The following is a 19,046-nucleotide window of genomic DNA, read 5'->3' as shown; positions in this document are numbered from 1 at the left end:
TCAGATCCTCACTCGGGCGACGCCGGGGAAGGCGCGCGTGGGCAGCACCGCGGTCTCGCCGAAGCGCTTCTTGCAGTCGGAATCCTTGCGCCCGCAGTCGTCCTCGGCGCTGTTGCCGGTGGGATCGCCGCTGGCCTTGAAACAGGCGGAGCCGGTGTAGGGGCAGGTGGCTTGGGAATAGTCGAAGCCGGCGCCGGTCCAGCGCCGGTAGGTGTGCGTGCAGGCGTCGCGCAGCACCTGCCGGCCGGGGAGCATCTTGCCCTCCTGGTCCATCGCCGCCGACAGTTCCCACTCGATGTGCGTCTTGGTCAGCGCGACCTTGCGCTCGACGCGGTAGATGTCGAGCGGGAAGTGGGCGCCGGGATCGGCGTCGGGCTCGCCGTCGAGAAAGCGCCGGAAGGTGCGGATGCGCGTCAGCGTGGCGCCGAGCAGGTCGTCGTAGGTGCCGACGAGCGCGCTCATCGCGCGGTTGGCGTTGGCGATGCGGACGCGCGGCGTCGGCAGCGTGCCCGCGCCGGTCCATTCGAAGCCGTCGGCCTCCAGATCGATCGGCGTGTACTCGACGCCGCCGTAGGTGATCGGCGCCGATTCCCGGGTCGACTGCGTGAAGCAGTAGACGTCGCCGCCGAGGACGCGGGCGTCGAGCTGGTAAAGCACGACGTAGGGGCTGGTCGCCGCCTTCTGCGCCTCGCTGGCGATCTTCGCCTGGGCGGCGCTGCGGGGTGTGGTCGCCGTGGTCATAGGTCGAAAACCTCGACGAAGGTGGCGGTGATCTGGTGATAGGAGAAGCGCACGCGCTTGCGCGCCCACTTCGTGCAGGTGAACTTGCGCGGCGCGCTCTCGCCGGGTGGCGTGTAGAGGAACGCCTCGGCGCCGAGGCGCGCCTTGAGGAAGGCGACGATGGCGTCGGCGTCGGCGGCCGGCAGAGCCTCCCAGGCGAAGGCGAAGGTGTCGCGGACGTTGTTCAGGCCATCGGCGGCGCGCTGGCGGTAGCCGTCGCCGAAGTCGGCGGCGAGCACCTTGACCTCCGGAGCGATTTCCGTGCCGGGGCTCGGCGGGATGGCCGGAGCGAAGATGGGGAACGCCATGTCAGTAGCCTCCCCGCAGCAGACCGCCGGGGCGCATTTGCTGGCGCATCTCCTCGGTCATCAGACCGCGCAGTTCCGCCTTCACCTGCCGGCCGATCTTGTCGGCCAGATCAGTGTTCTGTTCGCTCGTGCCGGCCCCACCGCTCACGTTCACGGTGACCTCCTGATGAATGGATGGTGAAGTGTTTCCAGAAGTAAGCGCTGACGTCAGAAGATTGTCAGCGTTGTCCATCTGCTCCGGGGTGAAGACGCCCTCGCCACGCTTGGCGATGATCGGCACCTCGCCGCGCAGCAAGCCGCCGGAGTGGAGCTTCGGCGCACCAGCCCATAGTGATGACGGATAATGGCCGTGGTCAGTGCCGTCGTAGCCGACGATGCCACCGACGTGGAACTTGGAGCCCGTGTTGGAGAGTGCGGCCATGCCGGCGTCGGACGGCCTGCTGATGCCGAAGCCAAGCAGCGAGCCGATGCCGGTGATCGCCTTCATCAGCAGTTGCTGGGAAATCCACTTGGCAAAGAAGTCGATCATAAACGTGGTCATGCTTGCGAACATTGAGCGCGCGCCCTCGATGAGGGTCATCTGCCCACTCAGAACGCCGGTGATGACGCCGGAGAATTGCGTGGTGAAACTCTTTGCTCCTTCGGCGCGGAGGAGCTGCAGGCGTTGCTCGGCGTCCAGGCTGTAATCGTAGTAGATCTTGCTCAATTCAAGATCGACGGCCGATTTCTGGAATTCGTATTTGTCATTGCGCCATTGATCGGTGTTCAACACACCAAACATCTGTTTGTTCTGAAGCGTCTGGTCGTGAAGGTACTTGGGATCGTCCTTGCCCAACGGAGACGAGCCGTTCGCGGCGGACTGCCCAGCGGGGGCGGAGCCCGCGTTGGCCGGACCGCTCACCCCACCCGGCTTGGCTTGGCCGAGCACGCCGCCCGATGCACCGGGGCCGGCGCTTCCGGGGGCGGGACCTGACGCGGAGCCTTTGGCATTCCCTGCGCCGGCGCCGACGCCGACGCCGAAGTCGAAGCCGAAAAGATCGCCGATGGTGTCGATCGCCTTCATCATGAGCTTCTGGGAAGCCCACTTGGCGAAGAAATCAAGCATGTACTTGCCCATGCTTGCGAACATCGAGCGCACGCCGGTGACGATGCCCGTTTGTCCGCTCAGCACACCGGTGATCAAGCCGGAAAATTTCTCCGTGAAATTTTTGATCCCGTCGGCACGGATGAGCTGCAGGCGCTGCTCGGCGTCCAGGCTGTATTCGTAGTAGAGCTGAGCCATCTCAAGATCGACGCTTGATTTTTGGAATTCGTATTTGTCATTGCGCCATTGATCGGTGTTCAGCACTCCAACCATCTGCTTGTTCTGAAGGGTCTGGCTTTTAAGATACGCGGGATCGTCCTGACCCAACGGAGACGACCCGTTCGCGGCGGGCTGCCCAGCGGTGGCGGAGCCCGCATTCCCTTGGCCACCGACCGCGCCCGGCTTGTCCTTGCCGGGCGACGCGAGAGCCGGGGCGCCGCCCGCCGCCGGGGCCGCGCCGAACGTGGTGGTGTTGGCCTTGCCGATCGGACCGGCCGCAGTCTTCATTATTTGCGGCGTGTTCTTGCCGACCACCTGACGGATGGCGCTGAAGACGCGTTGCTTGTCTCCGTTGCTGGCGCCCATGCGCTGGCCGGTCCCGATCGTGCCTTCGATCGCCCGGCGCACGTCCTCCACGGCGATGCTGGCCGAGCTGGCGGCCGAAGTGACCGCGGCGTACGACTTCGTCAGCGCGTCGAGACCCGACCCCGTGCGCAGCGCCGCTCCGCGCAGGTCGTCGACGGTCTTGCCGTAGTTTCCAGCGCGTGCCGCGCCGGCGTGAAGAGCCCTGTTCATCTCGTTGGCCGAGCCGGTGACGGCCGCCAACTTGCGCTTCAGGTCGGTCGTCTTCCCGCTGGCCTTGACCATCCGGTTGGCCATATCCCCGACGCTGGAGAAGCCCTGCGCCAGGCTGGACAGCAGCGCGTCCGTCCGGCTGGCGGCCTTCTGGAATTTTGTCATGGCCGCGGTCGCTGCCCTGAGGTCCCTGGTGAAAGACGCGGTGTCGAAATCGAGCCCGACGGTCAGAGTGTTGGCGTTCGAAGCCATGACGAATCCTTCCAGTAAGTACGCGCTTACTCAGTTCCGTGCGCACCGAAAAGGCGCCGGGCCTTCCTGATGTCCTCGTCGGACATCGTCACCTTCTCCACAATCTGCGGGCGGCCGAGGCGGCTGTGCAGACCTTTGACGATCCGCTTCACATGCTCGCCGCCCATCGCGACGCTGTGCGCCGGCAGGATCTCCAGAACCTCTTCGGCGCGGACCCGGTCGATCATGTCGTTCAGCAGCCAGAAGGCCCGGATGGGCATCCGGCGCACGGCGGCGAAGCTCATGCCGTAGAAACGCATCACCCGAGCGAAGTAGAATCCAAAATCGAGTTGGACTACTTCGGCCCGGCCAGCGCGTTTCCCACCGCGCCCCCGTCCGCGTCCTCGCCAGCGTCGGTCAGCTTGGACAGGTCGGAGCCGCGGGCGAAGGCCAGCAGCGCCATCAGCTGCGTCATGTCGAGCTTGAGCAGATCGGCGTGGGTGGTGCCGTCGAGGAACTCCAGCAGCTTGCCGATCAGCAGCGTCAGCTTCTCCTTGCCCGTGGCGTTGGCGAGCCTGGCGTCGAAATCGTCGGCCTCGATGAACTGCTCCACGGTCATCGAGCGCAGCGTGCGCTCCCGGCCGTCGAGGACGACCAGACGGGTGACCTTGAGGGCGTCGAGGTTGAGAATGTCGGTCATGGGGAACGGCTTTCCTCGGAAGGAATGGATTGGGAAGGGCGCGGGTTGGACGCCCGGCAAAAAGCCGGGCGCCGGATCGTCAGGCCGCGGTCGGCTTGCCGAAGACCGCGATCTTGTTGTTGGCGGTGGTGTCCGGGTAACATTTGAAGGTCACCTCGTAGACCCGCTCCTCGCCGGTCGCGTAGCGGACGGCGAACTTCGGCACCGGCGCCGCCTTGAAGGCCAGGAAATCCTGAGTGGTGTCGGACGCCGGCAGGCCGGTCGGGTGCAGCTTCAGCTCGCCGGCGGCTTCGAGCAGGTCGGTGTTGACGCCCGAACGGATCTCGACGCCGACCTCCGAACCCGCCGCGCCGATGCCGACGGCCTGCGGCATGACCTTGAGCAGCTTGGTCAGGTTGGTTTCCAGCATCGGCACCGTGACGGTGACCGTGGTGCCGGTGATGACCTCCTTGATCGGCGTCTCGCCGGTCTGGTCGGCGGTCACCTCGTAGGTCGAGGTTTCGATCGCCACCTCGACGCCGCCCTTGGTGGCGCCCAGGTCGAGCGTCGCAAAGGTCACGTCGCAGACGCCGAGCGCGATGTTTTCAGCAGCAATGGCCATACACATTCTCCTTCATCAAGTCGCGCCGCGTCGTGGCTGAGCGCAGCGTCTTACCGAAGATAAGTTAGCGCTTACTGCGTGATTTTGCAAGTGGCTAATTCGGCGTCGGCGCAGGCCGGGCGGGCGGGCGGCGTCCGGATCGGGTGTGTCCTGGTTGGCTCCCCCGCGTCAGAGGGGCGGCGTCTCTTCCACGGGAGAAGGGGAGCTTTCCGTGGCGCCCTTGCCCTTGCGCGCCCGGCTGGGCATCTCGCCGAACTGGGTCTTGAAATCGCGCGAGAAATGGGCGGCGTCGGCGAAGCCGCAGTCGAAGGCGATCTCGGTGATCGTCCGGCGCGTGTGCTCCAGCAGCCAGCGTCCGTAATCCAGCCGCAACCGGCGCTGGAAGGCCGACGGCGAGATGCCCAGCGCCGCCTGGAAGGACCGTTCGAGCTGCCGGGCGCTGACCCCGACGTAGCGGGCGATGGCTTCGACGGAGGGCGGGGAGTCGAGCCGCTGTTCGATGAAATGCGTCGCCTGACGGACGCGGGCGTCGGTCACGCCGTCGAGGTTCGCGTAGAAATGGGCCTGCGGCAGCGCGCCGGGGCGGATGTCCTGGAGCATCATGTGGCGGACGGCCTGCCGCGCCTTCTGCCCGCCGCAATGCCGCCCGACGAGGTAGAGGCCGAGGTCGATGGCCGCCGTCGATCCGGCGCAGGTGATCAGGTCGCCCTCGTCGATGAAGAGATGGTCCACCGAGGCGTTGGCGGTCGGGAAGCGCTCGCGGAAGGTGTCCAGCACGTTCCAATGGACACAGACGCGGCGCGTGCCGACGAGGCCGGCGCGCGCGATGGCGAAGGTGCCCGTGCAGATGCCGAGAAGCCGCACCCGCTGCGCCGCCACCGCGCGCAGATAGGCGGTCACCGCCCCCGGCACCTCGTTCCGGTAATCGTTGCCGCCGCACACCGCCACGTAGTCGAAGGGCGCCGGGGCGAGCAGGTCGCTGTTGGGCGTCACCAGCACGCCGCAGCTCGACCGGCGCGGCTGCCCGCCGACGCTCATCACCGTCCAGCTCGCGTCGATCTGCCGGCTGCGCCCTCCGGGGTCGGCGGCGAGCCGGAGGGCGTCGATCAAACCGGAGAAGGCGGTCAGCGTGAACTGGTCGAGCAGCACGAAGCCGATGCGCAACCGGGGATCGGCGGGGGACGGGGCGTCGCGGTCGGGGGCGTCCGGCATGTCGGGTCTGGGGGTCGGCATGTCGGAAATATTCAAGGATTCGGCAGCATTCTTCTATCGGAAAATACGTCGGAACAATTAGCTTTCGAACGAACCACGGCTCTGACGCCCGCTGGACCGACACCACGAAGGAACCGGTCATGACCCATACGCGCGCCGCCACCCGCAACGCTTCCCGCCTCGCCGCCCTGACCGCCGTCCTGGCGGCCGGGGTGTCCCTGTACGCCCTGCCGGCCGCGGCCCAGGGCGAAATCCGCGTCGCCTGGTACGGCGGCAACTGGGGCGAGGCCTTCCGCACCTGCGTCGCGGAGCCCTTCACCAAGGCGACTGGCGTCCGCGTCGTGCCGGAGATCGGCACCTCGACCGTGACCTTCGCCAAGCTGCAGCAGCAGAAGGACGCGCCGACGCTCGACGTCGCCTACATGGACGGCGGCATCAGCGAGATGGCGCAGGCGGCGGGCGTGCTGGACGCCATCGACCCGACGGGCGTGCCGAACCTGGCGAAGGCGTTGCCGGAGGCGATCTACAAGGCGGACGGGTCGATCTTCGCCGCCGGTTCCGGCTACTACTCACTGGGCCTGACCTACAACACCAAGGAGATCAAGACCCCGCCGACCTCGTGGAACGACCTGTGGAAGCCGGAGTTCGCGGACACGGTGACGATCCCGTCGCCGGCCAACTCCTCCGGCGTGCCCTTCGTCATGTTCCTGAACCGCATGTGGGGCAACCCGCCGGGCGACCTGTCCAAGACCTTCGAAAAGCTTAAGACGCTGAAGACCGCGCTCTACTTCGACAGCTCGGGGGCGGCGAGCAACGCCTACCAGAGCGGCGAGGCGATCATCGGCGCGCATTTCAACGTCGGCGCCTGGGATCTGGCCGACAAGGGCCTGCCCATCGGCTTCGTCGTTCCGAAGGAAGGCGTGTGGGCCACCGACGCCCGTCTGCATCTGGTCAAGAACGCCCCGCACAAGGCCGATGCCCAGCGCTTCATCGACACCGCGCTGACCCCGGAAGCGTCGGCCTGTCTGGCGGAGAAGCTCTATCTCGGCCCGGCGGTGCAGAACGTGTCGGTGTCGCCGGACGTCGAGCGCAAGCTGCCCTGGGGCGTCGGCGGGTCGGTCAAGAACCTCAAGCTCTTCAACTGGGCGGACATCAACCGTGACCGCGCGGCGATCACCGACGCCTGGAACCGCGAACTCGCCCGCCAGTGAACCGCAGCCAGCCGGGGAGCCCCTCCATGCCCGCGACGCCCAAGCCCGACGCCCTGCTCTCCATCCGCTCCATCGACAAGCATTTCGGCACATACCATGCGCTGAGGGACGTGTCGCTGGATGTGGCCCATGGCGAGTTCGTCGCCCTGCTGGGGCCGAGCGGCTGCGGCAAGACGACCCTGCTGCGCTGCATCGCCGGCTTCCTCTCCCCTGATTCCGGGACCATCCGGATCGGCGGGGAGGACGTGACGCGGCTGCCGCCGCACCGGCGCCCGCTGAACACGGTGTTCCAGCATTACGCCCTGTTCCCGCATCTGAGCATCCTCGACAACGTGGCCTACGGGCCGCGCCGTCACGGGGTGCCGCGGGGCGAGGCGGTGGAGCGCGCCCGCGAGGCGCTGGAACTGGTTGGGCTGGACTCCGCGGCGGGCCGCTACCCGCGGGAGCTGTCGGGCGGCCAGCAGCAGCGCGTCGCCCTGGCGCGGGCCTTTGTCAACCGCCCGAAGCTCCTCCTGCTCGACGAGCCGCTGAGCGCTCTCGACCTGAAGCTGCGCAAGCGGATGCAGATCGAGCTGAAGCATCTCCAGGAGAAGCTCGGCATCGCCTTCGTGTTCGTGACCCACGACCAGGAGGAGGCGATGAGCATGGCGAACCGCATCGTCGTCATGAACCGCGGGGTGATCGAGCAGGTGGGCGACGGGCGGGCCATCTACACCCGCCCGGCCAGCCGCTTCGTCGCCGACTTCATCGGCGAGGCCAACCTGCTGCCGGGAACGGCGGAGGGCGACGCCGGGGTGCGGCTGGCGGTGGGGTCGGCGCTGCTGCCCCATCTCGGCGCCGACACGCGGCAGCGCTACACCGCGGTGCTGCGGCCCGAGCATGTCGAGCTGCTGAACCAGCCCGAGGCGCCGGGCCTGATCACCGACCAGGGCTTCGTCGAAGACGTCATCGACACCGGCGGGCAGACCGTCGTGACGGTGCGCGTCGGCGAGCATCTGCTGGCCAGCCGCCGGCTGGGCATGGCGGGGGAGGGGCTCAATCCGGGGGCGCCGGTCTTCGTCGGCTTCCGTCCGGGGCACGTCCACATCATCGCCGAGCCGGCCACCCACCGGTCCGGACCATGAGCACGACCATGAGCGCCGCCATGAACCGAGCCTTGCCCCTGCTGGCGGCCCCGGTCGCCTTCTTCGTGGCCTTCTTCGCCGTCCCGATGATCGTGGTCGTGTCGTCTAGCCTGATGGCGGGCGGCGTGCCGTCCCTCGGCAACTACGCGCGGGTGCTGTTCGACCAGTATCACTGGGACGTGCTGGCGGCGACCTTCCGCATCGCCGGGCTGACCACGGTGGCCTGCGCGCTGCTCGGCTACCCGCTGGCCTATTATCTGGTGCGGGTGGTCAAGTCGCGGGCGTTGCGGCGGACCTGCGTCATCCTGCTGGTGCTGCCGCTGTTCACCAGCAACATCGTCCGCTCCTTCGGCTGGATGGTGCTGCTGGGACGCAACGGCCTCGTCAACGACGCGCTGGTCGGGGTGGGCATCCTGGACCGCCCGATGCGCTTCCTCGGCACCGAGCTGGGCATCGTGATCGGGCTGGTCTACATCCTGCTGCCCTTCATCGTGCTGGCTGTCGGCAACGCGCTGGCCGCGGTGGACCCGGCGCTGGAAGATGCCTCCTCCGACCTCGGCGCCACGCCCTTCGACACCTTCCGGACGGTCACCTTTCCGCTCTGCCTGCCGGGGCTGATGTCGGGGATCATCATGGTCTTCACCCTGGCGGTCAGCGCCTACGTCACGCCGGCCCTGCTGAGCGGCGGCAAGATCACGGTCTTCCCTATGCTGATCTTCCAGCAGTACAGCACGGTCTTCGACGTGAACTACGGCGGCGCGCTCAGCATGACGCTGCTGGTGATGACTTTGGTCCTGGTCGGTCTGGCCGGCTGGATCGGCAACGCCGGGGCCAGCGCAACGGGGAGGAAAGCCCAATGATCGCACGGCTTCTTCTGCGGGTGGTGTCCTGGTCGGTCATGGCCTACCTGATCCTGCCGCTCCTGGTCATCGTCGGCTCCTCCTTCACCGCCACCAGCTACCTTGCCTTCCCGCCGCAGGGGCTGACCCTCGACTGGTACGGGCGGATGCTCGGCGACACCTCCTATCTGGCGGCCTTCGGCACCAGCACCCTGCTGGCCCTGGTCGCCACGGCGGCGGCCCTGCTGCTCGGCGTTCCGGCGGCGCTGGCCATCGCCCGCTGTGAGTTTCCGGGCAAGAAGTTCCTGCTGTCGCTGCTGATGTCGCCGCTGGTCCTGCCGCACGTCGTGCTGGGCGCCGCCCTGCTGCAATATTGCGCGGCGCTGGGCCTGATGCGCAGCTTCACGGCGCTGCTGGTCGGGCACATCGTCATCATCATGCCCTTCGTCCTGCGCTCCGTCCTGCCGCAGCTGACGCCGGAGCAGCGGGCGCTGGAGGAGGCCTCCGCCGACCTGGGCGCCCGCCCGATGGAAACCTTCTTCCTCGTCACGCTGCCGCAGATCCGCAGTGGCTTGGCGAGCGGCGCGATCTTCGCCTTCATTTCCTCCTGGATCAACGTCGAGCTGAGCATCTTCAACACCACGGCGGAGATGACGACCATCCCGGTCAAACTCTTCAACTACGTCCAGTACACGATCGACCCGGTCATCGCCGCGGTGTCCTCCATCACCATCGGCGTGGCGGCCCTGGCGATCATCATCCTCGACCTCACCGTCGGGCTGCACCTTCTGTCGGACCGGCGCTGACCGGTCCCGACACCCCCCGCTTCATCCCCCGATCCAACACTGAATCCGATCCACGAAAGGGTCCTTCCATGCGCATGCAAGACGCATTCGATGTCCTGTACACCCACACCGAGGGCGAGCCGCTCTGCATCATCCACAGCGGCATCCCCTATCCGGCCGGTTCCAGCATCCTGGAGAAGCGCCAGTTCCTGGAGACGCATTACGACTGGCTGCGCGAAGCCCTGATGCGCGAGCCGCGCGGCCACAAGGACATGTTCGGCGTCTTCCTGACCCCGCCGTCCGGCCCGGACTACGACGCCGGCCTGATCTACATCGACGGCACCCAGTATTCTCACATGTGCGGCCACGGCACGATCGCCGTCGCCATGGCGATGGTCGCCAACGGCCTCGTCCGCCGCGGCGAGAACGGGCGCACCACCATCCGCTTCGAGACCACCGCCGGCCTCGTCGTCGCCGAGGTGGCCCATGAGGGCGACCGGGTGCTGTGGACGAAGTTCGAGAACGTCCCGGCCTACGTCGCCGCGCAGGACGTGGAATTCGAGCTGCCGGAGATCGGCCCGCTGAAGGCCGACATCGTGTGGGGCGGCAACTACTTCGGCATCATCGACCTGACCGGCACCTCGCTGCGCATCGGGGCGGAGAACGGCACCGCCCTGTCGCATTACGGCATCCTGGCGCGTGAGCAGCTCCGCCAGAAGGTGGCGATCCAGCACCCGGCGTCGGCGCACATCAACAACTTCAACTTCGTGACCTTCTGGCACGAGCCGACCATCGAGGGCGCCTTCTACAAGAATGTCCACGTCTTCAGCGCCGGCCAGCTCGACCGCTCGCCGGGCGGCACCGGCACCAGCGCGATGATGGCGATGTTCGAGGCGCGCGGGAAGATGGCGATCGGCGACACCATCCGCTCCGAAGGCCTGCTCGGCACCGGCACCTTCGAGGGCAGCCTGCTCGGCGAGACCCGCCTGAACGGCGTGCGCGCCGTGCGCCCGACCGTCAAGGGCACGGCCAGCATCCTCGGCACCGCCCGCTGGGTCATCGACCGCAACGATCCGGTCGGCGCCGGCTTCCTGGTCGCCTGATCGGTCCTTAGCGGCAGCGTCCTGAACTTCGTCCCGGCGTCCCCTCAGGGCGCCGGGACCTTTGTGCTGCGCCGATGGGCGATCCACCTGCCCGTATCGGCGCGCCGTCGTTGTATACAATGAAGCTCACTCGGGTTTTGGGACGGTGAAGACGGCCCGCCCGGCACGCACATGCGCGCGCATCACCGACGACGCCCATTCCCCATCGCGGGCGGTCAGGGCTTCGACGATCTCGCGGTGGTGGTTCATGCTGCGGGCGAGGTCGCGCCGGCTGTAGCGGGCGAAGGTCCGCAGCACCAGCGGCATCTCCACCACCTGCCGGATCATCTGGCCCAAGCGCCGGTCCCCGGCGATGTCGATCAGCAGGCCGTGGAAGCGGTCGTTCAGCGGCGTGATGCGCGAGAAGTCCACCGCGTTGCCGTCCCCCACCACCGCCTCCATCGCGTCGCACAGCGCCTCCAGCTCGGCAAGGTGCCGCGGCTCAGCGCGGGTGGCGGCGAGGCCGGCCGCCTGACTTTCCAGCGTCGCGCGCAGCCCGAAAATCTCGTCGAGGTCCTGGATCGTCCAGGCGTTCACCTTGGCGCCGAGGTTGGGCACGAGCTGCAGCAGCCCGTCGGCGGACAGCCGGCGCAGCGCCTCGCGCACCGGGGTGCGGCTGACCCCGGTCAGTTCGGCCAGCTCCTGCTCGCGCAGATGGGCGCCCGGCGGCCAGCGGCTGGCCAGGATGCCTTCCCGGATGAAGCGATAGGCGCGGTCGGCGGCGCGGTTGGAGCCGCCGCTGAAGCCGTTGTCCCATTGGGGTGCCAGAGCCCCGGCGCTGTCCGACATGCTGACCTCCCTTGCCCTTCTGTTCGGCAATCCGATTTTTTCGGGTTGCGTTGTATACAATGGCGCACTATGTTCGTAGGCACAACAAATTAAACGCCCGGTTCCGGTGCGCTCTAGCGGAAGCCAACAGCGGAAGCGGCGACAAGGGAGGGATACAACCGGTGACGACACCCGCACAACGCCTGAAAACGGCGCTGGAGGCTCCCGGCCTTCACCTGATGCCCTGCTGCTTCGACGCGCTGTCGGCGCGGCTGATCGAGCAGGCCGGTTTCCGCGTCAGCCTGATGAGCGGCTTCGCCGTCTCGGCCACCCGGTTGGGGATGCCCGACACCGGGCTGATTTCCTTCGCCGAGATGCTCGACCAGCTCCGCAACGTCTGTCAGGCGGCCCCCGCCCTGCTGGTGATCGGCGACGGCGACACCGGCTACGGCAACGCCATGAACGTGCAGCGCACCGTGCGCGACTACGCCCGCGCCGGGGCCGCCGCCGTCCTGATCGAGGATCAGGTCAGCCCCAAGCGCTGTGGCCACACCAAGGGCAAGCAGGTCGTCGGGCGGGCCGAGGCGCGCATGAAGATCCGCGCCGCCGTCGACGCCGCCCGGTCGGGTTCCGACGACATCCTGATCCTGGCGCGGACCGACGCGCGCGCCACGCACGGCTTCGACGCGGCGCTGGAGCGCTGCCAGGATTTCGTGGAGGAGGGCGCCGACATCATCTTCATGGAGGCTCCGCACAACGAGACGGAAATGGCCGCCTTCTGCGCCGGGATCGACCGGCCGGCCATGGCGAACATGGTGCGCGGCGGCCAGACACCGATTCTGCCGCCGCGCGAGCTGGAGGCGCTGGGCTTCAAGCTCGCCGCCTATCCGCTGACCCTGATGTCGGCGGCCATCGACGCCATGCGCACCGCCCTGGCCGCGGTGGCGGACGGGCAGGAAAGCCGGGTGGCCCAGGCCGATTTCGAGGCGCTGAAGTCCCTTGTCGGCTTCCCCGACTATTACGAGCGGGAACAGGCCTACCGAGCCGCCGAATGACGGGCCGAATAAGGGGAGGCAACGCCATGACCACGCCGCGTTCCATCATCGACAAGATTTGGGATCAGCACGTCGTCGCCGATCTCGGCGACGGGCGGGTGCTGCTCCACATCGACCGCCACATGCTGCACGAGGTCACCAGCCCGCAGGCCTACGCCGGGCTGGCCGCCGCCGGGCGCCGGTTGCGCCGCCCCGACCTGACCTTCGCGACGGCGGACCACATCGTCTCCACCGAGAACGGCCGCACCGACGACACGGTGCCCGGCGGGCCGGAGATGATCCGCGCCCTGCGCGCCAACGCCGAAGCCACCGGTGTCGCGCTGTTCGACCTGGGTGACGTGCGCCAGGGCATCGTGCATGTGATCGCGCCGGAACTGGGGATCGCCCTGCCGGGCGCCACCCTGGTCTGCGGCGACAGCCACACCAGCACGGTGGGCGCGCTGGGCGCCATGGCCTGGGGCATCGGCACGTCGGAGGTCGAGCATGTCATGGCGACGCAGACCGCCATCCTGCGCCGCCCGCCGACCATGCGCATCACCGTCAGAGGCACCCGGCCGGCCGGCGTGTCGGCCAAGGACATGGTGCTGAAGCTGATCGCCACCATCGGCACCGCCGGGGCGACCGGCTACGGCGTCGAATACGCCGGCCCGGCCATCCGCGCGCTTTCCATGGAAGAGCGGATGACCGTCTGCAACATGTCGGTGGAGCTGGGCGCGCGCTTCGGCCTGATCGCCCCCGACGAGGTGACCTTCGCCTATCTCCAGGGGCGGCCCTTCGCCCCGGCGGGTGACCTGTGGGAGCAGGCGGTTGAGGCGTGGCGCGCCCTGGCGAGCGATCCCGGCGCCCGCTTCGACGCCGAGATCGAACTGGACGTCTCCACTCTCACGCCGCAGGTGTCCTGGGGCACCAGCCCGCAGGACTGCATCGGCGTCGGCGAGACCATTCCCGATCCGGAGCGCGAGGCCGACCCCAAGCGCCGGCAGGCGATGCGCCGGGCGCTGGACTACATCGGGCTGGAGCCGGGGACGCCGATCCGCGACCTGCCGGTGGACATGGTCTTCATCGGCTCCTGCACCAACAGCCGCATCGAGGATTTGCGGGCCGCCGCCGCCGTGCTGAAGGGCCGTCGGGTCGCCGCCGGCTTGCGCGCGCTGGTCGTGCCGGGCTCGGGCCAGGTGCGCCGGCAGGCCGAGGCGGAGGGGCTGGACCATGTGTTCACCGCCGCCGGCTTCGAATGGCGGGAGCCGGGCTGTTCCATGTGCGCCGGAATGAACGCCGACCGGGTGCCGCCGGGCAAGCGCTGCGTCGCCACCTCGAACCGCAACTTCGAAGGTCGCCAGGGGCCGGGGGCGCGCACCCATCTTGCCAGCCCGGCGACCGCGGCGGCGGCGGCCGTGGCCGGCCGCATCGTCGATGTCCGCAGCCTGGAGGGGAGCGCCTGACATGCCGGAACCCGTCAATCGCATCACCGGGATCGCCGCACCACTGCCGCGCGCCAACGTCGACACCGACGCGATCATCCCCAAGGCGCATCTGCTGACCATCCACCGCAGCGGGCTGGGCGCCGGCCTCTTCTCCGAATGGCGGTTCGACGACGACGGCCGGGAACGGCCGGACTTCGTCCTGAACCAGGCGCCCTGGCGGGAGGCGAAGATCCTGCTGGCCGGCGAGAATTTCGGCTGCGGCTCGTCGCGCGAGCACGCGGTGTGGAGCCTGATGGACTTCGGCATCCGCTGCGTGATCGCGCCGAGCTTCGCCAGCATCTTCCACGAGAACTGCCAGAAGAACGGTTTGGCCGCGGTGACTCTGGACGAGGCCGCGCTCGCCCATCTCGTCGCCGGCACCCAGGAAACGCCGGCCGCCGCCACGACGGTGGACATCGAGGCTTGCCGCGTCACCGCCCCGGACGGACGGGAGTTCCCCTTCACGATGGAGGCGGCGCGGCGGCAGGCGCTTCTGGAGGGGCTCGACGAGATCGGGGCCAGCCTGCGCCACGACGCCGCCATGGCGGCGTTCGAGGCGCGCGACCGGGCGCAGCGCCCGTGGATTCACGCCCTGCCCACCGCCTGACGGGTCCGGGTCAACGCGCATGGCCAGAAAGGCCAGCGGCAATTGGGAGGAACAGCGATGTCGTTCATGACCACGATGAAGCGCAAGGCGGCACTGGGGGCGGCGGCCATGGGAGTGGCGCTCGCCACCCTGGTCCCGGCGGTCCCGGCGCAGGCCGAGGAGATCACGGTCACCCACTGGGGCGTCCTGATGTACGGCGCTCCCTACGCCGTCGCCATGGAGAAGGGCTACTACAAGGAGCAGGGGCTGGACATCACCGGCGTCCTGACCTCCAAGGGCGGCGGCACGACCATGCGCAACGTCATGGCGGCGCCGATGCCCTACGGCGAGGTCGCCCTGTCGGCGGCGGTGGCGGCGATCAACCAGGGCCTGGACGTGAAGATCATCCACACCGGCGTCCGCACGGCGGGCGAGATCCTGTGGGTGACCAAGCCGGACTCCCCGGTCAAGACCGCCAAGGACCTGGACGGCAAGAAGGTCGCCTTCACCAGCCCGAAGTCGGTCACCGACATGCTGCTGACCATGGTGAAGGACAAGCACGGCATCACCGTGGACGGCGTGTCCGCGGGTGGCATCGGCGGCGGCCTGACCATGCTGGAGCAGGGCGCGGTGGCCGCCGCCCCGGTGATGGACCCGATCTGGGCGCGCGTGCAGAACAAGTACCGCATGGTCTTCGCGGTCGAGACCGAGTTGCCGACCATGGTGCAGACCGTGGGCGTCACCACCTCGGACTTCGCCGCGAAGAACGGCGACAAGCTACGGAAGCTGATCGAGGCGCGGCGCAAGGGGGTGGACTTCGTCTACGCCAACCCCGAAGAGACCGCCAAGATCATGACCAAATACTACGACATCGACGAGGCGGTGGCGCTGCAGGCGCTGAAGAATCTGGCGACCATCAAATACTGGAGCGCCGGTGACTTCGAATATGACGGGATGAACAACCTGATCAAGGGGTTGCAGATCATCGGCGAGGTCAAGGGCGAGGTCGACTGGTCGAAGCACTCTGACGCCTCGTTTCTGAAATAACCGCTCCGAAGAACATCCGCCTGACGCATCACGATGACCGGGAGGAAGCCCCCGATGAAAGCCAACGTCGCCGCCAAGCGCGACCTGCACGAGGAGGCGGGGGCCAACCCCGCTCCGGCCGTCCACGCCGAACTGAAGGGGGTGAGCCGCATCTACGGCGTTCCCGGCCACGGCGGGGTGCACGCGCTGGGCCCCGTCGACCTGACCTTGCGGCAGGGGGAGTTCTTCTCCGTCGTCGGACCGTCGGGCTGCGGCAAGTCCACGCTGCTCGACGTGTTGTCCGGCCTGTCCGTGCCGACCGAGGGATCGGTGAGTTTCGAAGGCAAGCCGGTGGCCGGCAAGGTCCCGGATGGCGTCGGGGTGGTGTTCCAGGAGGACGCCACCTTCCCCTGGCTGACCGTGTGGGACAACATCGCCTTCGGCCTGCGCCGGGCGGGCGTCGATCCGGCGGAGATCGAGCGGCGTGTCGATTACGCCGTCGGCTTCGTCGGGCTGAAGGATTTTGCCAAGGCCTATCCGGTGCAACTGTCCGGCGGCATGCGCCAGCGCGTCTGCATCGCCCGCACGCTGGTGATGCGCCCGCGCCTGATCCTGCTGGACGAGCCGTTCGGCGCGCTCGACGCCCAGACCCGCCTGATCATGGGCGACGAGCTGCTGAAGCTGTGGCGCGAGACCGGCGCCACGGTGATGCTGATCACCCACGCGCTGGACGAGGCGGCCATGCTGTCGGACCGCATCGGCGTCATGTCGTCCCGGCCCGGACGGATCATCGAGGAGATCGAGACCGGCTGGCCGCGCGAGCGCGATTCCCGCATCGCCAGCGAGGACGGCTTCGGCCAGATCACCGCCCGGCTGTGGCGCCTGCTGCGCGAGGAGAGCCTGAAGGCGGCCGGCCTCGCCGGGGGTGGGTCATGAGCTGGGCGGGCTGGCTCCGGCTGATCGTGGTGACCGGCGCCGTCCTGCTGCTGGAGGTTCTGTGCCGGGCCGGCGTCATCGCCAAGACGGTCCTGCCGGCGCCCAGCGTCATGGCCGGCGATCTCTACCGCCTTCTCGCCTCGGGGGCGGCCAGCGCCGACATCGGCGAGACGCTGGGCAACGTCGCCATGGCGGTGATCGCCTCGATCCTGCTCGGCTTCGTCGCCGGCGTGGCGATCCACGCCATGCCGCGGGTGCGCCGGGCGCTCGACCCCTTCCTGGCGACCTACTACGCGGTGCCGTTCTTCGTCTTCTACCCGGTGCTGATCGTCATCTTCGGGCTGGGGGCGGCGCCCATCGTGGTGATCGGCACGCTGTTCGGCGTGGTGGCGATGCTGATCAACACGCTGAACGGGCTGGACCGGATTCCCCGCGTTCTGCTGAAGACCGCGCGCGTCCACGGCATGGACCCGGTGCGCACGGCGCTGATGGTCAAGCTGCCCAGCGCGGCACCCTTCCTGTTCACCGGGGCCAAGCTGGCCATCGCCTACTGCTTCATCGGCGTCATCGCGGCGGAGTTCATCATGTCCTCCTCGGGCATCGGCTACAGCATCGCCTATGCCTTCAACAACTTCGACAATTCGCGGATGTACGCGCTGATGCTGTTCATCATCGTCCTGGTGACGGTGCTCAACGCTGTGCTCTTCACCTGGGAGCGCCGGATCATGCAGCGGCGGAGGCGCTGACGGCCATGCACAAAAAGACCGATACGCTTCTCGTCATCGTCGCGCTGGTGGCCCTGTGGCAGGTCCTGCACTGGATCGTCGGCAGCGTCGCCCTGACCTCGCCCGCCGACACGCTGGCCCGCGCGGTGGAGTTGCTGGGCTCCGCCACCTTCTGGCCGCACGTCGCGGAGACCGGTGTGGCGCTGCTCTATTCGCTGCTGCTGGCGGTGTTCGGCGGGCTGACCATCGGCATCGCTCTCGGCATCAACCGGCTGGCCGGGGAGGTGGCGGAGCCGATCCTGGTGTCGCTCTACTCGCTGCCCAAGATCACCCTCTACCCGGTGATCCTGCTCGCCTTCGGGCTGGGCCTGTCGGCCAAGGTGGCCTTCGGGACGATCCACGGCATCATTCCGGTGATCATCTTCACGATGAACGCGGTCCGCACCATCCCGCCGGTGATGCTGCGCAGCGCGCGGGTGATGCGCCTGTCGCCGCCCCAGCTCGTCTCCACCATCATTCTGCCCGCCGCCTTGCCGGAACTGGTGTCCGGCCTGCGGGTGGGCTTCTCGCTGACCCTGCTGGGCGTGCTGATCGGCGAGATGTTCGCCTCGCAGCGCGGCCTCGGCTACCTCGTCATGAACGCCATCGGCGGGCACGACGTGCGCACCATGATGGCCGTGGTGCTGATCCTCGCCACCACCGCCGTGCTCATCAGCGCCGGCCTGCTGCACATCGACCGGCGCATGCACCGGCGGGCCTCGTAAAGACTTCCGGAGATTCCAACAACATGACCACATCCCTCAAGCCCCGGTCCCTCAAACAGCGCCTGTCGCAGCCGGGCCTGATCTCGGCCCCCGGCGTGTTCGACATGATCTCGGCCAACGTGGCGGACGGCATGGGATTCGACGCGCTGTACATGACCGGCTACGGCACCGTCGCCAGCCATCTCGGCCTGCCGGACGCCGGGCTCGCCACCTTCAGCGACATGGTCGGCCGGGTGCGGGCGATCGCGCGCGGCACCGCGACGCCGCTGATCGCCGACGGCGACACCGGCTATGGCGGGCTGCTGAACGTCGATTTCACCATCCGCGGCTATGAGGAGGCCGGGGCCGCCGCCATCCAGCTCGAAGACCAGGAATTCCCGAAGAAGTGCGGCCACACGCCGGGCCGCCGGGTCATCCCCATGGCGGACATGGTGCGCAAGATCCGCGTCGCCTGCGAGGCGCGGTCGTCGAGCGACTTCCTGATCATCGCCCGCACCGACGCCCGCACGACGCTCGGCCTCGACGAGGCGCTGCGCCGCGCCGACGCCTACGCCGAGGCCGGCGCGGACATCATCTTCGTGGAAAGCCCGGAGAGCGAGGCGGAGATGGAGCGGATCTGCCGGACCATCGGCAAGCCGCTGATCGCCAACATGGTGGAGGGCGGCCGCACGCCGGTGATGACCGGGGCGCAGCTGGAATCGCTCGGCTACCGCATCGCCATTTTCCCGGCGACCGGCTTCCTGGCGATGGCCGCGGCGCTGCGCAGCGCCTACGGCGAAATCCTCGCCAAGGGATCGAGCGCCGAGTATCGGGGAGAGCTTTACCCCTTCCCCGACTTCACCCGCCTGATGGGCTTCGAGCGCGTCTGGGAGTTCGAGAAGCGCCACCCTGAGACGGAGTAACCGCTCGCC

The 19,046-nt window shown here is 68.2% G+C and carries 21 protein-coding genes; 13 read left to right on the top strand and 8 right to left on the bottom strand.

Annotated features, from left to right (window positions below; all coding sequences use genetic code 11):
- From ABAZ39_RS28275 to ABAZ39_RS28245, 7 genes are all read right to left on the bottom strand, one after another.
- Window positions 1-741, bottom strand: coding sequence for a phage minor tail protein L (locus ABAZ39_RS28275; protein ID WP_051658668.1), 741 nt, complete (start codon window positions 739-741; stop codon window positions 1-3).
- Window positions 738-1,088: a phage tail protein gene (locus ABAZ39_RS28270; protein WP_040137584.1), complete on the bottom strand. Its 351-nt coding sequence runs from the start codon at window positions 1,086-1,088 to the stop codon at window positions 738-740. Before ABAZ39_RS28270 ends, ABAZ39_RS28275 begins: the two co-directional genes overlap by 4 nt.
- A 1-nt stretch (window position 1,089) precedes the next feature.
- Window positions 1,090-3,219, bottom strand: coding sequence for a tape measure protein (locus tag ABAZ39_RS28265; RefSeq protein ID WP_040137583.1), 2,130 nt, complete (start codon window positions 3,217-3,219; stop codon window positions 1,090-1,092).
- Window positions 3,220-3,245: 26 nt separating this feature from the next.
- Window positions 3,246-3,521, bottom strand: coding sequence for a hypothetical protein (locus tag ABAZ39_RS28260; RefSeq protein ID WP_144243661.1), 276 nt, complete (start codon window positions 3,519-3,521; stop codon window positions 3,246-3,248).
- Between the two features lie 32 nt (window positions 3,522-3,553).
- Window positions 3,554-3,898 carry a hypothetical protein gene (locus ABAZ39_RS28255; protein WP_040137581.1) on the bottom strand — a complete coding sequence of 115 codons (345 nt, stop codon included), beginning with the start codon at window positions 3,896-3,898 and terminating at the stop codon, window positions 3,554-3,556.
- A 79-nt stretch (window positions 3,899-3,977) separates the two neighbouring features.
- A complete protein-coding gene (locus tag ABAZ39_RS28250) occupies window positions 3,978-4,499 on the bottom strand; it encodes a hypothetical protein (protein WP_040137580.1) in 522 nt (173 codons plus the stop codon).
- A gap of 168 nt (window positions 4,500-4,667) precedes the next feature.
- Entirely contained in the window at window positions 4,668-5,711 is a 1,044-nt protein-coding gene (locus ABAZ39_RS28245; RefSeq protein WP_051658667.1) for a GlxA family transcriptional regulator, read from the bottom strand.
- Window positions 5,712-5,851: 140 nt separating this feature from the next.
- Here ABAZ39_RS28245 and ABAZ39_RS28240 point away from each other — a divergent pair, with 140 nt between their 5' ends.
- From ABAZ39_RS28240 to ABAZ39_RS28220, 5 genes are all read left to right on the top strand, one after another.
- On the top strand, window positions 5,852-6,922 hold the full coding sequence (locus tag ABAZ39_RS28240; protein ID WP_040137579.1) for an ABC transporter substrate-binding protein: 1,071 nt from the start codon (window positions 5,852-5,854) through the stop codon (window positions 6,920-6,922).
- Between the two features lie 26 nt (window positions 6,923-6,948).
- Complete coding sequence (locus tag ABAZ39_RS28235) at window positions 6,949-8,046, top strand: ABC transporter ATP-binding protein (RefSeq protein ID WP_040137578.1); 1,098 nt, start codon at window positions 6,949-6,951, stop codon at window positions 8,044-8,046.
- A gap of 8 nt (window positions 8,047-8,054) precedes the next feature.
- Window positions 8,055-8,906 (top strand): ABC transporter permease, encoded by an 852-nt coding sequence (locus ABAZ39_RS28230; protein WP_162473420.1) that lies wholly within the window; start codon window positions 8,055-8,057, stop codon window positions 8,904-8,906.
- Entirely contained in the window at window positions 8,903-9,691 is a 789-nt protein-coding gene (locus tag ABAZ39_RS28225; RefSeq protein ID WP_035681830.1) for an ABC transporter permease, read from the top strand. The genes ABAZ39_RS28230 and ABAZ39_RS28225 overlap by 4 nt, the downstream gene beginning before the upstream one ends.
- Window positions 9,692-9,759: 68 nt before the next feature.
- A complete protein-coding gene (locus ABAZ39_RS28220; RefSeq protein WP_035681829.1) occupies window positions 9,760-10,773 on the top strand; it encodes a proline racemase family protein in 1,014 nt (337 codons plus the stop codon).
- Window positions 10,774-10,899: 126 nt separating this feature from the next.
- On the opposite strand, the gene ABAZ39_RS28215 is transcribed toward ABAZ39_RS28220, so the two are convergent.
- Window positions 10,900-11,601: a GntR family transcriptional regulator gene (locus ABAZ39_RS28215; RefSeq protein ID WP_051658666.1), complete on the bottom strand. Its 702-nt coding sequence runs from the start codon at window positions 11,599-11,601 to the stop codon at window positions 10,900-10,902.
- A gap of 161 nt (window positions 11,602-11,762) precedes the next feature.
- Between ABAZ39_RS28215 and ABAZ39_RS28210 the strand changes: the two genes are divergently transcribed.
- The 8 genes from ABAZ39_RS28210 to ABAZ39_RS28175 are packed head-to-tail and all read left to right on the top strand — an operon-like array spanning window position 11,763 to window position 19,037.
- Window positions 11,763-12,635, top strand: a complete 873-nt coding sequence (locus tag ABAZ39_RS28210) for an isocitrate lyase/PEP mutase family protein (protein WP_040137576.1) — start codon at window positions 11,763-11,765, stop codon at window positions 12,633-12,635.
- 26 nt (window positions 12,636-12,661) lie between these two features.
- Window positions 12,662-14,077, top strand: a complete 1,416-nt coding sequence (leuC, locus tag ABAZ39_RS28205; protein WP_040137575.1) for a 3-isopropylmalate dehydratase large subunit — start codon at window positions 12,662-12,664, stop codon at window positions 14,075-14,077.
- A gap of 1 nt (window position 14,078) precedes the next feature.
- Window positions 14,079-14,705 carry a 3-isopropylmalate dehydratase small subunit gene (leuD, locus tag ABAZ39_RS28200; protein WP_040137574.1) on the top strand — a complete coding sequence of 209 codons (627 nt, stop codon included), beginning with the start codon at window positions 14,079-14,081 and terminating at the stop codon, window positions 14,703-14,705.
- A 57-nt stretch (window positions 14,706-14,762) separates the two neighbouring features.
- Entirely contained in the window at window positions 14,763-15,731 is a 969-nt protein-coding gene (locus ABAZ39_RS28195; RefSeq protein ID WP_051658664.1) for an ABC transporter substrate-binding protein, read from the top strand.
- A 54-nt stretch (window positions 15,732-15,785) separates the two neighbouring features.
- A complete protein-coding gene (locus ABAZ39_RS28190) occupies window positions 15,786-16,646 on the top strand; it encodes an ABC transporter ATP-binding protein (RefSeq protein ID WP_040137573.1) in 861 nt (286 codons plus the stop codon).
- Complete coding sequence (locus ABAZ39_RS28185; RefSeq protein WP_040137572.1) at window positions 16,643-17,392, top strand: ABC transporter permease; 750 nt, start codon at window positions 16,643-16,645, stop codon at window positions 17,390-17,392. The genes ABAZ39_RS28190 and ABAZ39_RS28185 overlap by 4 nt, the downstream gene beginning before the upstream one ends.
- A 5-nt stretch (window positions 17,393-17,397) precedes the next feature.
- The gene (locus ABAZ39_RS28180) at window positions 17,398-18,135 is read left to right on the top strand and encodes an ABC transporter permease (RefSeq protein ID WP_051658663.1); all 738 of its coding nucleotides are present in this window, start codon (window positions 17,398-17,400) and stop codon (window positions 18,133-18,135) included.
- Window positions 18,136-18,158: 23 nt separating this feature from the next.
- Window positions 18,159-19,037 (top strand): isocitrate lyase/PEP mutase family protein, encoded by an 879-nt coding sequence (locus ABAZ39_RS28175; protein WP_040137571.1) that lies wholly within the window; start codon window positions 18,159-18,161, stop codon window positions 19,035-19,037.
- The last annotated feature ends 9 nt before the right edge of the window (window positions 19,038-19,046 follow it).

The organism is Azospirillum argentinense, from assembly GCF_000632475.1.
Taxonomy (GTDB): Bacteria; Pseudomonadota; Alphaproteobacteria; order Azospirillales; family Azospirillaceae; genus Azospirillum; species Azospirillum baldaniorum.
Note: the sequence above shows the minus strand (reverse complement) of the source record. Positions and strands in the feature narration are given on the sequence as shown.